This is a genomic window from Pseudoalteromonas sp. S1612 (assembly GCF_005887175.1).
In the GTDB taxonomy this organism is placed as follows: Bacteria; Pseudomonadota; Gammaproteobacteria; order Enterobacterales; family Alteromonadaceae; genus Pseudoalteromonas; species Pseudoalteromonas undina.
In genome coordinates this window covers 58,124-73,445 of the sequence record NZ_PNDH01000009.1, presented here as the reverse complement: position 1 = coordinate 73,445, position 15,322 = coordinate 58,124, and the positions used below count along the sequence as shown (strand labels likewise).

Sequence of the window (15,322 nt, the reverse complement as noted above, 5' to 3'; positions counted from 1 at the left end):
AGTCGGTTTAAAGCTAGAAGGGGTCTCTAAACAGGCTGTTTTTGGCCTAGTTATAAAGCATTACGGTAAAATCTTTCATCGCTGTGTAATGTGTTTATCAAACATCTTGTTTTAGAGACAAAATCAAGAGCGCAATATTTTCTTGTGTTAATTTCAATGTTGACAATAGTTTCGCTTCTACTTTATCCTGTTCACAATAATGATATAAGGGACTGACTTATCAAATGGAACTGATACTAAACATCACTAGTTATCACAGACTTTCGCCTGAAATAGAAGCCACTAAAACTGTAACAGATTCATTAACTTTTGGTCGCTCTGAAGCGTGCGATTGGCATTTACCCGATCCCGAAAAAATAATCTCAAGTAAACACGGTATAATAGAAAAAGAAGGTGACTCTTTTTACGTATACGATAATTCAACTAATGGATTATTTATTAACTTTGCTGTAGCGCCGCTTGGTCAAGGCAACAAACAACGTTTGTCAGACAGTGACGTATTAACCATCGGCGATTTTCAAGTCAATGTAGTGCTAACATCAGATCAACAAGCTGATGTGAGTAGTTCTGCTCCAAGTCATTTTCAATCAGTAGATACTTTCGCTACGCAAAACTCTCAACCGGCTGAGCAGTCTATACCTTCATTCGATGACTCGATTATGAATGAGTCGATGCCTGAGATATCAGTGACTGCGCAACAAACAACAGATAATCATATTCCTGAAGACTGGGATGAATTAACGCGCCTTATGAATACCGATGACTTTGACATTGGCAATAATGTTAGCAATTCATCAGCACCTGTTGATACTCCTGCGCCTATTCAAGAACCTCCTCGTTCAAATAGCCACGCTAATGAGCACAAACCTGACAAACAGTCTGCACCAATAAAGAACGTAGTTCAAAATGACAAGGCGTTATCTGATGCGTTTTTAAAAGGGTTAGGGATTAAAGATGAGCTTAAAAATTCGTTAGATAATGAAAAACTGTGGTTTGAAATGGGCCAAGGGCTTAATTTATTACTCACTGAGCTTATGGAATCTTTACGTCAACGCGCGATTGTAAAAAACAAATTAAGATTGAATCATACGATGTTTCAGGCTGAACAAAACAATCCATTAAAATTTTCTGCCAATATTGATGACGTTATTCAGAACTTGTTCATAAAAAATAGTGCAAGCTTTCTGTCTTCGAATGAATCTATTAAAGAAAGCTTTATAGACACACGTAAGCATGAGCATGCTTTACTCGCTGGTGCAGATGGTGTGTTAAAAGGGATGTTATCGCAGGTTTCTCCCATGCAAATTAATCAACAGGCAAACGATAATTCTAACGTGTTAAAAATTATCCCTGGTCAAATAGAGTCTAAATGCTGGAAGTTATATCAAAGTTTATATGATGATATTTCTCAGGAAGTGAACACTAAAGGCGCCATGGCAATGTCTGATGATTTTTTAAAGGCATATAACGATCGAATCAAAGAAACGCACTAGAAAGGAAAGTAAATAATGTACAAAGTTAAGCTCTACTTATTGAGTTTTAGTTTACTATTTTTGGTTATGGGATGTACTACGATGAATAAAATCGTACCTCCTTCTACCGATCTGATCATTAATGTATCTAAAAATGTTAATCCAGATACGTCAGAACGTCCTTCTCCAGTGGTAATGAAAATTTTTGAGCTTAGCTCAAGAACTATTTTTGACACGCAGGACTTTTTTAGCTTGTACGACACACCAGAAAAAATCCTCGGACCTGACTTATTAAAAAAAGATGAATTAGAACTTCAGCCTGACTCAATACAACAATATAAAATGAGCCTTAATCGTAATACTCGTTACGTTGGGGTTGTTGTTGCTTATAGAAATATAGATCAAGCAAGGTGGAGAGCGGTTATAGAAGTTGACCCTACCGGCTATGACGATATCAATGTTAATGTAGAAGCAATTGCGACATACATGAGAGAGCAATAAAAAAGGATTTTTAAAAATGGGTGATAACACTCGTGTTGCTTGGACTGAAGGAATGTTTTTAAGACCTCAGCACTTTCAACAAGCAGATAAATATATTTCTAATGTTATCAAGCAAGTATGCAGTGGCAATCTTGCTGATCCGTGGGGAATAATCGATATAAGTATTGATAATGAATTGCTTAACAGCGGGCAGTTTGCTGTAGACGCATTATCAGCAATCACTCCAGATTTATTACCAATAGATATGCCTCAATCAACATCATTACCTGAACCGCTAGTGGTTAATAAAGATGTTTTTGATGAGATTGTTTATCTTGCTATCCCTGCGCTAAAAAATAGCGGGATTAATATATCTTCAGCCGACGATAACACCGTTACTCGGTATAAGCTTAATGACTTGTCAGTGAGTGATGATTTATTAGGGGCACAATCTCAGGAAATTATTCAAGTTGCGAAAGTGTATAGCAAATTGATGCTGTCTTCTGATGATCATTCAGGCTATATCGTATTACCTTTAGCTAGAATTATAGATGTGAGTAGTGAAGGGCAAATAAAGTTAGATGCTAAGTATATTCCTCCTTCTTTAAAAGTAGGGCAATGCAAACCTTTATCAGGGCTGGTCAGAGAAATTGGCTCAATGATTAAGCAGCGCGCTGAAAGTATAGCCGCTAGGCTCAGTCAAGGCTATGCAGGGAGTACCTCAGTTGCAGATTTTATCATGCTGCAAACACTAAATAAGTATGATGCGATATTTAATAACTTGCTTAGTGTCAATAGCTTACACCCTAATGTATTTTATAGTCGTTTAATTGAGCTTGCGGGCGAGTTGTCAACTTTCAGCACAGCTAATAAGAGGGTACCTAAATTACCTAATTATGATCATACTAATTTAGGACAGGTATTTAATGAAGTGGTTAACTTTTTATACCAATCGTTAAGCCATGTTATTGAGCAAACAGCAACTGAAATTAAACTTGAGCAAAGTAAATTTGGTATTTCTTTTGGTGCGTTAAAAGACAAGTCAATTCTCAATTCAGCTCAATTTGTTTTAGCAATCAAAGCAAGTGTGCCACATGAAGAATTAAGAAAAATTCTGCCTTCGCAAATAAAAATTGGCAGTGTAGAAACTATTCGAGATCTGGTAAATAACCAAATTCCAGGTATTACGATTAGCAATTTACCAACAGCACCAAGACAAATTCCTTATCATGCTGGTTTTCATTATTTTGAATTAAATAGGCATGGTGAACATTGGGATAAATTACGTTCCAGCGGGGGAATTGCTATTCACCTCTCAGGAAATTACCCAGAGCTACAACTAAGCCTTTGGGCGATAAGAACTTAACTTTTTAAAAGGAAGAGTTTCAATGGACGAAACCATTATCAAACCTCGCCCAGGTCGATTAGGGCGAAATACGCCAAGTAGTAATCCGGCACAAAATGATGCTGATAAAACAGTGATGTCGGTCGAGCCACCTTCTTCAAAGCCATTAGGTAGTAACAAAGTATCGATATTTAAAAATCCTTTGTTAGAAGCAGCAACCGATTGTTTTTCTCTTGTAATTTCAATTAATCAATCGCTTGAAATGAGCAACCTCGCAGCGCTTAAACATCGTTGTGTTGAGGCAATCAAACGATTTGAAGTGGAAGTTCGCAATCAGCACTTATCAAAAGAAGTGATCAATAATTCGCGCTATTGTTTGTGTGCCATTCTTGATGAGTCTGTATTGAACTCAAAGTGGAGTTCAATGGAATGGGCAGATGAAAGTCTACTTTCTACTTTTCATAAAGAAACATTTGGCGGTGAATATTTTTATACGTTACTTGATTCAGGCTTAGGTCAACCAGAAAGAAATCAACAATTTTTAGAGTTGCAATATCACTGCTTAAATTTAGGGTTTAAAGGTAAATACCGTCTAGGTGCCGGTGGTGATACAAAAATCGAAGAATATCGTTCACAACTTTATCATTTATTAAACCAACTTAATGGGCCAATTAACAACAAGCTGTCTCCAAACTGGAAGCAAAGAGTAGCAGCCGGTGTTGAACTGAGAAATCAAGTTCCGCTATGGGTCATATTTTCTGTATTGGGGCTAATATTATTGATGATTTATTTATCAATAAATATGAAACTAAATAATGATGTTGTTGCGATTAATGAAAAGCTAGCTGGTATTCACCCCTTAGCAGTCAACCAGACGGTTGATAAAAAAGATCAGCAATTACGTGTCCTTGAACAGTTGTTGCAAACAGAAATTAAAATGGGGATTGTTGCCGTTGCTAAAACCTCCGATGGGATCCGCATTACAATCAACAGTGAAAACTTGTTTAAGCAAGGAGACGCGCAACTTCTCCCTTCATTCCAGCCTATTTTAGAAAAGTTAGCGTTAAGCCTAGAAGGAACTAAAGGGCGAGTCCTCATAACAGGTCATACAGATGATTTACCAATTAGTACTGATACGTACCCTTCTAATTGGCATCTATCTTTAGCCAGAGCAACACAAGTTGCTAATTTAATGGCTAAAAGCACCAACTTGAGCGGTCGTCTATGGCCAGAAGGAAAGGGCGCAGCAGAGCCTATCGCCAGCAATTCAGATTCAGCTTCTCGGTCGTTAAACCGCAGAATTGAAATCGATCTATTATTTTAATGAGGCTGTAATGAGTTTCTCACAAAAATTTAAGAAAATAACCTACGCACTAACGTCTCGAACCGCTATGTTAATTATCGGTTTTTTAGCCTTATCATTATTAATTTGGTTTGGTGGTCCTTTAATTGCAGTGGCCGATTATGTTCCGCTTGCAGGTGTCGCAGCAAGACTATTAACTATTTTATTGATAGTACTCGTTTTTTCAGTAACCAAAATTTATCGCCTTATGCAGCAAAGCAAACGTGATGAAAAAATGGCAGATGAGTTAATAGATAATAACGATGCAAACAGTAGTGAAGTTAACGAAGAAATAACCACTCTAAAAACCAGAATGAATGAAGCCATAGATTTACTCAAAGACGTAAAACTATTTAAAGGTAAAAATATATACCAATTGCCTTGGTATATTATGATTGGTCCACCTGGCGCAGGTAAAACAACGGTTATTCATAACTCAGGCCTAGATTACCCATTAAAGGATAAGCTTGGGGTTGATTTAGTACATGGTGTTGGTGGTACGCGCAATTGTGATTGGTGGTTTACCAATAAAGCGGTATTAATCGACACTGCAGGGCGTTACACAACGCAAAGTAGCCACGCTAAACACGACTCTAGAGCATGGGAAGGCTTTCTCGGCTTATTAAGAAAGCATCGCCCATTACGCCCTATAAATGGGGTAATGATCAGTATGGGGATTTCTGAACTTATGAGTCAGACCAAAACTGAGCGAAATCTTCATGCGCGTGCTATAAAACAACGCCTTCAAGAATTACAAAACCAGCTTGGTATGACATTTCCCGTCTATGTTATTTTTTCTAAAGTAGATTTAATTGAAGGATTCAGAGAGTTCTTTGGCGAACTTACTGAGGAAGAATGTGAGCAAGTTTGGGGGATCACCTTTGAGCTTGATTTAGACAAAGATACCCAAGTCGATGCATTCAATAAAGAATTCCACGCTTTAATTTCTAAACTTACAGAGATGTTAAACCGTCGATTGATCAATGAACGTAATGAAGCTATTCGAGCTAAAATCTTTGAGTTCCCCAGACAATTACGTGTGTTACAAGGCGTTGCTGATGACTTCTTGAAAGAGATTTTTACTCCTAACGCTTATGAAGAGTTACCTATGTTTAGAGGCGTGTATCTAACCAGCGCCACTCAAGAGGGTACCCCTTCGAGCTTTTTAAATGATGCAAGTGCAGATAAAACCGATTACATAAACCAATCTAAAAGCTTTTTTATTAAAAACGTTTTAGAGAGCGTTATTTTCCCTGAGCAAAACTTAGCAAGCACTAACAAACACCATGATAAACAGAATAAGTGGCTTCGAATTGCTAGTGTGTCACTTGCGTGTATTGCTTTGTTCGGTTTTTCAATTTCTTGGTATTTCAGCTTTGCGTGGAATAGCAACTTAATTGATGCAACAGATGAAGCAGTTGCCACGTACCAAGAACTAGACTCATCTTCTTTTGATAGAAATAATCTACTGGTACTAAATGACAGACTAAATGCATTAAGAAACTTGCCAGCAACCAATGCTCAGTTAATTGATCCTGAAGATGCATCTTCAGTTGGCTTTAATAAGCTTACTGAAATTAAAGAGTCTTCTGCTAATGCTTACAAACGTTCTTTGCAAACCTATTTAGAGCCCTTCATTGCAAACACGTTAATAAAGGAAATGGAGGCTCACCCAGAGCATCTTAGCTATTTATATGAAACGCTCAGATGCTACTTAATGCTATTTAAACCTGAATATTTTGAAAGTGAAGATATTTCCGTTTGGTTTAGTGCATATTTAGATAGAAATTTGCCTGGTGATTTGAACATGCAGACGCGTAATGAGTTGATGAATCATATTGCTGCGTTGTTAAAAGAGGGCGTAACACAAACCGAAATAGATAATCAGGCGGTTCGCGTAGCTCGTGCAGAACTCACTAAACTACCGATTGCAGAAAGAGCATACCAGCGACTTCAAGCTGATTTTCTTGATAGCAGTATTCCGCCTTTCAGATTAACCGATATTATTAGCTTTGAAAGTGCGCAAAAATTTACTTTTCGTAATAATGGTGATTTAACGCGCAGTATTCCGGGGCTATACACTTTTAACGGTTTTCATGGCATTTTTAATATTGAAAAAGGAAAAATGCTTGGCAACTTAATGGCCAGTAGCTGGGTGTATGGTCAAGAAGCCTCTGGCACGTATGATATTTCTAAAGCAGAGATAGAAAAGAAGCTAGAGCAACGTTACTTTCAAGATTATATCTATTATTGGCAGTCGTTTTTAGATGACTTGAGTCTTAATCAATACAGCTCACCTGCTGAGGGTGTGAATATTACTGATGTATTAGCAGGCTCAGAAGCGCCAATAAAAAATATCATCAATGCAGTTAAAAAGAATGTTCAACTAACTAAGCTACCTGTTTCTGAAAATCAAAAAGTCGCAGGGGATATTGCGGCTAATGCAGCTAAAGTTGCGATGCAAACGAAAGCAAATCGAATCAAACGCTTCTTACCTGACGAAGCGCCTAAGTTTGAGGTACAGCTACCGGGCTATCAAGTCGAAGAGGCGTTTGAAGATATTATCGATATAGACATTCAGCAGCTTGATAATATTCAGAAAAACTTAAGAGAGTTGAATATTTATCTAACTAAACTCGATAGAGGTGATCAGCTTAAATACTCAATTAAAGATCAAATAAGTGGCAAGAGTAAACCGAGTTTTATTCGCCAATTAGAGTACCAAAGTAGTGATTTGCCTTATCCGTTTAATAGTTGGTTGCTTGATATAAGTAGAGATACTAGCAACATCACCAAAAATAGTGCTAACAGACATTTAAATGAAATTTGGAAAAGCAAAGTGTTGCGCGAGTATAACGCGGCAATTGTGGGGCGTTACCCATTTGCTCCGCAGGCAGAAAAAGAAGTCAGCATTAAAGACTTTACTCGCTTCTTTGGCCCCAATGGCACCATAGATAACTTTTTTAATAGCTATGTAGCTCCGAGTGTGGACATGAGCTCTAGCCCGTGGAAATTTGAAAAAGATATTGGTATTAGCAATAACACCTTAAAAATGTTTGAGCACGCTTTCAAAATTCAAACCGCATTTTTTGAACGTGGTAGTGACACACCCCGAATTGAGTTTGGCTTACGTACTTTTAATTTAGATAAAACGGTATCTAGTTTAATGATTGAAATTGATGGCCAGTCAATGATTTACCGTCATGGTCCACTCAAAGTTACAAACTTTGTATGGCCTGGCGCCAGTGGCCAAAGTAAAACTCGCGTTGTGTTTACACCGCCAAACGGTGGGCGTTCAATTAACACGACTTATCAAGGCGAGTGGTCACTTTATCGAATGCTAGATGAGCTCAGTGAAAAGCGCAGCAAAACCCGTCAAGATCTAGAGTTACATTTCTCTTTGATGGGGAACAATGCAAAAGTAGAATTACTGCCTAGCTCAATCAGGCATCCGTTTTGGAACAGCAGTGTAGAGAAGTTTTCATGTCCGACCCGATTGTAGATATTGGTTATCTTGGCAAGGTGCCTTGTTTAGGCGACTTTGTTCAAGATAACGTAACTAAAGAGTTTTCAGAGCATTGGGAGCAATGGTTACAAGCTGCCATTGCTGTGAGCAAAGAGCAACTTGGTGATGTTTGGCAAGAAAGCTACCTAACAGGCCCTGTTTGGCACTTTGCCTTAAGCCCCAATATTGTGGGTGATACTGGCATTATGGGTACGTTATTGCCCAGTATGGATGCAGTAGGCAGGCACTATCCACTAACAGTAACTCGTGCAACTCATATTGCTCCGGTTGATGTGCTTCATTCTGGTGTTTTTTCATTAGAGTACGAAGATGCTGTTCTTAAAGTACTTGATGGCTCTGTGGATTTGTTCTCTTGGCGAAAAGAACTAGCCAGTACATTAAGTGAAGTTGCTGCAAATAAAAAGCAAGTAAGTTATGCCAATTCAAAAGATAAAAACAAACAAGCAGTCGCACTAGAGTTTTCAGGTACAGAGTTAAGCGATCATATTTTACAAGATGCCATGCATGCGATTTTACATAAAAAGTATGGTGATTATAGTGTTTGGTGGACACATGGTTCTTGTAATATAAAACCGATGGTACTGATCACGTCAGCTTTACCGCCAGTTAATCAAGTAGCCGCTATGCTCGATGGACGTTGGAAGCATTGGGAATGGAACTACACACAGGTAAAGAATAGTGATTAGTAATTTAAGTACAAGTTATGCCATAACTCATAGAGGTGCAGTGAGGCAGCTAAATGAAGATGCGCACGTGGAAATTAACAGCCATAACTTATGGGTCGTAGCTGACGGTATGGGCGGGCATGAAGCGGGTGAAGTTGCTAGTCAATTAGTGGTTGATGTGATTAGAACTACTGTTGAAAAGCTGAGGTTAGAGGACTTGACCGTAAGTCATATTGTTAGCGCTATAGAAGATGCAAATAAGCAACTAACTCAGTATAGCGCTGAATATTTAAGCAATAAAACAGCTGGCAGTACAGTAACAGCTTTGTTTGTTAAGAATGAGCGCTATTACATATTATGGGCTGGTGATAGCAGAGCCTACTTATTACGTAATGGCAAACTAACGCAAGTTTCTCGAGATCATAGTCAAGTTAATGACTTAATCGACGAGGGAATGATCTCTGTTGAAGAAGCTAAAAGCCACCCATTATCTAACGTTATTACCCGTGCTGTAGGGGTAATGGATGAAGTGAAAGTTGATGTAATTGAGGGTGAGATAAACAAAGGCGACATCTTTTTACTGTGTTCAGATGGCCTTACCGGTGAATTATCAGATGAAGACATATGTTTGTCATTAGAGCCCAGTAGTATTATTGATTCAGGAATGGCTTTAATGCACTCCTCGTTAGTCAGAGGTGCTAAAGATAATGTGACTTGTATTTTAGTGAAATATGATGATGTAGATGCCAATCAATCGATACAATCTTGCAATATACAAGATGAGGCAACGATTCCATTGTTCACTAAGTAGCTGATTAAGCCTGTTTTAGTATATTTAAGAAAAAAAATTGTAAATATATCAGGAACAAAAAAACTGTTATTTCAATTATTTATAAAATAACATTAGCCAGCTTATCGGCACAATGGCGCTGAAGCTTGTAATTTAATTTAAAGAATGTAATATTATTCACGCTCTAAGCTTTAGAGAATATGGATAATATTTAGGACAATGGAATGTTTTTATTTGAAGAGTATATTTCCCCTATTTCAGATACTGAGTTTGCAGGTAGTGATCCGCGCTCAGATGTCTCTCCAACGTCTACTTACTACGCCTTAAAAGATTTAAGAAACCAACTTCGTGCGGCTGAAAGAAATGCGTTAGTCGATGAAGAAGGAATTGCTTCGCTTTCTCGAGATTGGATTCCGTTACTTGAGCAATGTAGTGAGGCAATTAAAACCGAAAGTAAAGATATAGAATACCTAGCATGGCTAATTGAAAGCTTGTGCCGCGTTCATGGCTTTAAAGGCATTGCGTTTGGTTTTAGTGTTGCTAAGCACCTTTTGGAACATCATTTTGAGTCACTTTATCCAACACTTGATGACGGTGATGAAATTTCAGACAAAGTGTCTGCATTAGTTGGCTTAAATGGCAGTGCTGGTGAAGGTACGTTAATTATTCCAATTAAAAGTATATACATGACAGACAGTGTCAGTATGGATCCTTTTTCTTTTTGGGAATATCAGCAAGGTTATGACATTTCACGTTTAAGTGATGAAAAACGCGAAAAGAAGATAACCCAAGGTGCCGTTGATTTTGAACAGCTTGAAAAAAGTGCAGCCGAAACTAGTACCGAGTTTTTTGTATCTTTAAAAAATGATATTGAAGACGCGATAGAAAAGTTTGCCGCTTTGAGTGAGGTTATGGACGAGGTAACGGGTGAGCCGCAACCTACGTCTAATATTAAACAAGCATTAGAAGTGAGCTTAGCTGCGGTAAACCATGTTGCAGCAGATAAACTTGAAGCAGCACAAATTGCATTAGATAAGGCAAATGCTGAGCCTGAAGAGGAAGCGGTTGAAGATGCGAGTGAAGCAGACGCAGCGCAACCTAAAAAGCGTGTCAGTGATGAGATTGATTCGAGAGAAAACGCAATAAAAAAACTTCAAGAAATTGCGACATTTTTCAGAAAGACTGAACCTCATTCACCAATGTCTTACACGATAGAACAAGTTATTCGATGGAGCGAATTATCGCTACCTGAGTTATTAAATGAGTTAATTACAGATAGTGATGCTAGGACTGGATACTTTAAGTTGTCTGGCATTAAGATCAGCGAAACTGAAACATAGTAAAAGGAGTTCTCAATGAGTATCCATGATAAGTTAAAACGAGTTCGTAAACCAAGAGTACATATCACTTATGATGTGGAAACTGAGGGCGCGGCAGTAAAAAAAGAATTACCCTTTGTAGTAGGTGTAATGGGTGATTTTTCTGGTGATAACACAGAAGCACTTAAACCACTAAAAGATAGACGTTTTATTCAAATTGATCGTGATAACTTTAATGATGTTTTAAAACGTATGAGTCCTTCTCTGCGTTTAAAAGTAGACAATACATTAACGGATGATGGTTCTCAGTTTGAAGTTAACTTGAACTTTAAGTCGATTGACGATTTCGAGCCTGCTGCGGTTGTAAACCAAGTAGAACCTTTACGCAAATTGATGGAAACGCGCAACAAGCTGCGTGACTTGATGACCAAGATTGACCGTTCAGAAGAGCTTGAAAATGTACTCGAAGAAGTATTAAGCAATACAGCAAGCTTAGACTCGATGGCTAAAGAACTTAACTTAGAGGAGACTGATAAATGAGCACTGAACAATTAGCAACAGAATCAGAATCGGTATCAGAAGTAAGTTCTTCACTATTAGAGCAAGCAATTGGTGCGACTAAACAAACAGAGTCGAGCCGTGCTGAAGAGTTACTAAAAACATTAACCGAAGAAGCATTAAAAGGCACAGTTCAATGGAATAAAAACATGACTGTGACGTTTAATGAAGCTATTCAGTTAATCGATCAAAAAATATCCAAACAGCTAAGTGTGGTGATGCACTCGGATGAGTTTCAAAAACTTGAAGGCTCATGGCGCGGTTTACATCACTTAGTGATGAACTCTGAAACAAGTTCTACATTAAAAATTCGTGTTTTAAACATGAAGAAAAAAGAGCTACATAAAGATTTGAGTAAAGCTGTTGAGTTTGATCAAAGCCAAACCTTCAAGAAAATTTACGAGTCTGAATTTGGTACTCCAGGTGGTGAACCATATGGCACTATCGTAGGTGACTTTGAATTTACTAATCACCCTGAAGATGTTGAAACATTAAGCTTAATGTCTAATGTGGCTGCAGCTGGATTCTGTCCATTTATTGCTGCCTCTTCACCGTCTTTATTTGGTTTTGATAATTGGGAAGAGCTTACTAAACCACGTGATTTAGAAAAAGTATTTGAATCATTAGAATACACTAAATGGCGCTCATTTAGAGACAGCGATGATTCACGCTTTGTATCACTTACTATGCCGCGTTTCCTTTCACGTTTACCATATGGTGCAGCGTCAAAACCAGTTGAAGAGTTCAACTACGAAGAGTTTGAAGTTGAACCAAAAGACGGCCGTTCAGTGAGCACTGATAATGGTGATTACTGTTGGAGTAATGCAGCATACGCTATGGCAACTAACATGACCGCTGCGTTTTCTCAATACGGTTTTTGTACTGCTATTCGTGGTGCTGAGGGTGGCGGTAAAGTGGAAGGTTTACCGACTCACATATTTACTAGTGATGATGGTGACCCAGATCTTAAGTGTCCAACAGAAATTGGCATTACAGATCGTCGTGAGGCAGAGTTAAGCCAGTTAGGCTTCTTACCTCTATGTCACTATAAAAATACTGATTATGCTGTTTTCTTTGGCGGTCAAAGCTGTCAAAAACCAAAAATTTACTCAACGCCTGATGCCACAGCTAACGCTGCTATTTCAGCTCGTTTACCATACTTAATGGCAACTTCTCGCTTTGCGCATTACTTAAAAGTAATGGCACGTGACAAGATTGGTAGCTTTATGGAAGCTGAAGACGTTGAATCATGGTTAAACCGTTGGATCCTGTCATATGTAAATGCGACAGAGGGCGGTGGTCAAGACATTAGAGCACGTTACCCTCTTGCAGATGCAAAAGTATCTGTGAAAGAGATCCCAGGTCAACCTGGTGCCTACAACGCTGTTGCTTGGTTGAAACCTTGGTTACAAATGGAAGAACTAACGTCTTCTTTACGTCTTGTAGCTAAAATCCCAGAGATCGGTTAATAATACCGCTCTCTCGCATTAAGGATGATGCAATAGAATGAATCACGAAGAGTTTTCATTTATAAATCAAGACTTCACTTTTCAACAAAAGTCACAGTCTCGAATTAGTGATAATGACGCTTTGCTCGATAGGTTTTTAAATGAAAAAAACCTAGATAAAGCGTTATTGTTATGGCTTGAAGGCTCTTCTGATTCTCCCCTTTCTTGGAATAAGGAGTCTTTAAGTCCTTATTTACAACGTGTAATTATTGAACTCGATCAGCTTATTTCATCGCAACTCAACCACATAATTCATGCTAATAGCTTTCAACGTTTAGAAGCTAGCTGGCGTAATCTATGGTGGTTATTATTACAAACAGAGCAACAAGACAAAGAAAAAAAAGTAAAAGTTAAATTGCTCAATTGTGATTGGTCAACGCTCTCAAAAGACGTGAACAAAGCGATTGATTTTGATCAAAGTATGTTTTTTCAGTTACTTTATCAAAACGAGTTTGACAGTGCCGGAGGCGAGCCTTTTGGTATTGTAATTGGTGATTACGAAATTAGTAATGGTTGCTCAGCAGGCACTATTTACAACGATATTGATACCATAAAAGAGGTATCAAGAACGGCAGCTGCTGCATTTTCTCCTTTTATATGTTCGGCATCGGCTAATTTATTTGGTGCTGATAGCTTTTCAGATTTAGGTTATTACTCTGATTTATTTAATCAGTTTGAACAGCCTGAATATATAAAATGGCAAAGTTTTAGAAAAATGGAAGAAGCCCGCTTCATGGGCTTTACATTGCCTCATGTGTTAGTTAGGCCGCCTTATGTTAATGATGGCAAACGCCATCAAGATTTTTACTTCAAAGAACAAATAAAAAATCCAGAAACAGATATGTTGTGGGGCAGTGCAGCGTATCAATTTGTATCAACAATAATTAGAGCTTACTGCGACAGCGGGTGGTTTGGTCACATTCGTGGTATAGAGCCAGGCAAAGTCTCTAAGGGATTAGTAACAGGGCTTGCTCGTGATAGCTTTGCAAACGATACCTATCAAAAAGAGGCAAAGCCGCCACTTGATTTATTAGTAACCAGTAAGTTTGAAAAGCAATTTTCTGAGCTCGGTTTTATCCCAGCTTCTTCGGTTACAAATACGGAGCATATTGTTTTTTACAGTAATGCATCGGTTCAAAAAACAAAAAATTACGATTCAAGTGCTGCCAATATCAATGCGCGCTTATCGTCTATGTTGCAATACATTTTGTGTGTATCGCGCTTTGCGCACTATTTAAAATTATTAGCCCGCGATCGTGTCGGTTCTTATAGCACTGCACAGGCCTGTGAGAGAGATTTACAGGCCTGGATAAATAACTACACAACTGCGTCAGATTCCGCGTCTGAGCATATCAGAAGCAAATATCCACTGAGTAATGCAAAAATAAAAGTAAGTGAAAATAAAGCAAACCCGGGGCATTACTTTTCGGTTTTGCAGTTACAGCCCCACTTTCAGTTAGACCAAATGGTCTCGAGTATTAAGTTAATAACAGAGCTCAGTCCTCATCATAAAATAAAGGAATAATCATGAAAAAAATACACAGTTTAATTCGCGAGGGAAAACTTGCTGATGCTTTATTATGCTGCGCTACCGAGTTGCAAGATGAGCCTTTAAATTTTGACATTAGAAGTATTTATTCTGAATTACTTTGCATTAATGGCGAGCTTGAAAAAGCAGACAAACAACTCGACTTTATGGTGCAAAAGAACCCAGAGTTTGCTGTAGGTGCAGTTAACCTTAGACATTTAATTCGTGCCCAGCAATCGCGCGTAGATTTTTATCAAGGTAAGGGGATTCCTAAACTTTTTCATGAAGCCAATGAGCTAGATACCTTGTTTTTAAAAATGCATGTTGCTTTGCTCGAAGGTGAAACATCTGAAGCAGCCAGTCTTGCACAACAAATGGAAGCGCTTCGCTTGGAGAGTGTTGAAGACGAGCAATCAGCAATTCGAGATTTAGATGATAGCTTAAGTCCTTATTTAGAAGTGCTAGGCACGAATGGCGAGTTTTACCTGGCTAACTTTAATGAAATTGAAACATTAAAAGTAGAACCTGTAACGTCATTATTAGAGGGTATTTGGTTACGCGTTGAAATTACTATTAAAGACGGCCCATCAGGTACGGCTCACTTGCCACTAGTTTACGCAAAATCAAATACAGATCTAGAAAAGCTAGGCCAAGTATCTGATTGGGAAGAACTTCAAGACGAATTTATTATAGGTAAAGGAATGAAAATGTTGTTTGTTAACGATGAAGCCATCACTGTTCCAAACCTTAAAATAAACGTCCTAGAAACAGCTGAGTAAGCATAGTAAA

The 15,322-nt window shown here is 38.2% G+C and carries 12 protein-coding genes; all 12 read left to right on the top strand.

Annotation, left to right across the window (positions count from 1 at the left end):
- Positions 1–224: 224 nt before the first annotated feature.
- The 12 genes from tagH to CWB78_RS04225 all read left to right on the top strand — a co-directional run bounded on the left by tagH (position 225) and on the right by CWB78_RS04225 (position 15,312).
- Positions 225–1,493, top strand: coding sequence for a type VI secretion system-associated FHA domain protein TagH (gene tagH, locus CWB78_RS04280; RefSeq protein ID WP_054201394.1), 1,269 nt, complete (start codon positions 225–227; stop codon positions 1,491–1,493).
- A 15-nt stretch (positions 1,494–1,508) separates the two neighbouring features.
- On the top strand, positions 1,509–1,973 hold the full coding sequence (gene tssJ, locus CWB78_RS04275; RefSeq protein WP_010389398.1) for a type VI secretion system lipoprotein TssJ: 465 nt from the start codon (positions 1,509–1,511) through the stop codon (positions 1,971–1,973).
- Between the two features lie 16 nt (positions 1,974–1,989).
- Entirely contained in the window at positions 1,990–3,318 is a 1,329-nt protein-coding gene (gene tssK / locus CWB78_RS04270) for a type VI secretion system baseplate subunit TssK (RefSeq protein ID WP_010389395.1), read from the top strand.
- 22 nt (positions 3,319–3,340) lie between these two features.
- A complete protein-coding gene (gene tssL, locus CWB78_RS04265; protein ID WP_054201393.1) occupies positions 3,341–4,621 on the top strand; it encodes a type VI secretion system protein TssL, long form in 1,281 nt (426 codons plus the stop codon).
- A 10-nt stretch (positions 4,622–4,631) separates the two neighbouring features.
- On the top strand, positions 4,632–8,141 hold the full coding sequence (gene tssM / locus CWB78_RS04260) for a type VI secretion system membrane subunit TssM (protein WP_010389390.1): 3,510 nt from the start codon (positions 4,632–4,634) through the stop codon (positions 8,139–8,141).
- Positions 8,123–8,851 (top strand): type VI secretion system-associated protein TagF, encoded by a 729-nt coding sequence (gene tagF, locus CWB78_RS04255; RefSeq protein ID WP_010389388.1) that lies wholly within the window; start codon positions 8,123–8,125, stop codon positions 8,849–8,851. The genes tssM and tagF overlap by 19 nt, the downstream gene beginning before the upstream one ends.
- Positions 8,852–8,891: 40 nt before the next feature.
- Positions 8,892–9,641 carry a PP2C family protein-serine/threonine phosphatase gene (locus tag CWB78_RS04250; protein ID WP_235575556.1) on the top strand — a complete coding sequence of 250 codons (750 nt, stop codon included), beginning with the start codon at positions 8,892–8,894 and terminating at the stop codon, positions 9,639–9,641.
- A 203-nt stretch (positions 9,642–9,844) separates the two neighbouring features.
- Entirely contained in the window at positions 9,845–10,960 is a 1,116-nt protein-coding gene (tssA, locus tag CWB78_RS04245) for a type VI secretion system protein TssA (RefSeq protein WP_138594343.1), read from the top strand.
- A gap of 15 nt (positions 10,961–10,975) precedes the next feature.
- On the top strand, positions 10,976–11,479 hold the full coding sequence (gene tssB, locus CWB78_RS04240; protein ID WP_010389380.1) for a type VI secretion system contractile sheath small subunit: 504 nt from the start codon (positions 10,976–10,978) through the stop codon (positions 11,477–11,479).
- Complete coding sequence (gene tssC / locus CWB78_RS04235) at positions 11,476–12,966, top strand: type VI secretion system contractile sheath large subunit (RefSeq protein ID WP_010389377.1); 1,491 nt, start codon at positions 11,476–11,478, stop codon at positions 12,964–12,966. Before tssB ends, tssC (CWB78_RS04235) begins: the two co-directional genes overlap by 4 nt.
- 37 nt (positions 12,967–13,003) lie before the next feature.
- Positions 13,004–14,530, top strand: a complete 1,527-nt coding sequence (gene tssC, locus CWB78_RS04230) for a type VI secretion system contractile sheath large subunit (protein WP_010389374.1) — start codon at positions 13,004–13,006, stop codon at positions 14,528–14,530.
- 2 nt (positions 14,531–14,532) lie between these two features.
- Positions 14,533–15,312: a type VI secretion system accessory protein TagJ gene (locus tag CWB78_RS04225; protein WP_138594341.1), complete on the top strand. Its 780-nt coding sequence runs from the start codon at positions 14,533–14,535 to the stop codon at positions 15,310–15,312.
- Positions 15,313–15,322 lie beyond the last annotated feature (10 nt).

Bases quoted from the DNA above. Each gene is read 5' to 3' on its own strand.
- tagH (WP_054201394.1), top strand. From the start codon at position 225: ATGGAACTGATACTAAACATCACTAGTTATCACAGACTTTCGCCTGAA.
- tssJ (WP_010389398.1), top strand. From the start codon at position 1,509: ATGTACAAAGTTAAGCTCTACTTATTGAGTTTTAGTTTACTATTTTTG.
- tssK (WP_010389395.1), top strand. From the start codon at position 1,990: ATGGGTGATAACACTCGTGTTGCTTGGACTGAAGGAATGTTTTTAAGA.
- tssL (WP_054201393.1), top strand. From the start codon at position 3,341: ATGGACGAAACCATTATCAAACCTCGCCCAGGTCGATTAGGGCGAAAT.
- tssM (WP_010389390.1), top strand. From the start codon at position 4,632: ATGAGTTTCTCACAAAAATTTAAGAAAATAACCTACGCACTAACGTCT.
- tagF (WP_010389388.1), top strand. From the start codon at position 8,123: ATGTCCGACCCGATTGTAGATATTGGTTATCTTGGCAAGGTGCCTTGT.
- tssA (WP_138594343.1), top strand. From the start codon at position 9,845: ATGTTTTTATTTGAAGAGTATATTTCCCCTATTTCAGATACTGAGTTT.
- tssB (WP_010389380.1), top strand. From the start codon at position 10,976: ATGAGTATCCATGATAAGTTAAAACGAGTTCGTAAACCAAGAGTACAT.
- tssC (WP_010389377.1), top strand. From the start codon at position 11,476: ATGAGCACTGAACAATTAGCAACAGAATCAGAATCGGTATCAGAAGTA.
- tssC (WP_010389374.1), top strand. From the start codon at position 13,004: ATGAATCACGAAGAGTTTTCATTTATAAATCAAGACTTCACTTTTCAA.
- CWB78_RS04225 (WP_138594341.1), top strand. From the start codon at position 14,533: ATGAAAAAAATACACAGTTTAATTCGCGAGGGAAAACTTGCTGATGCT.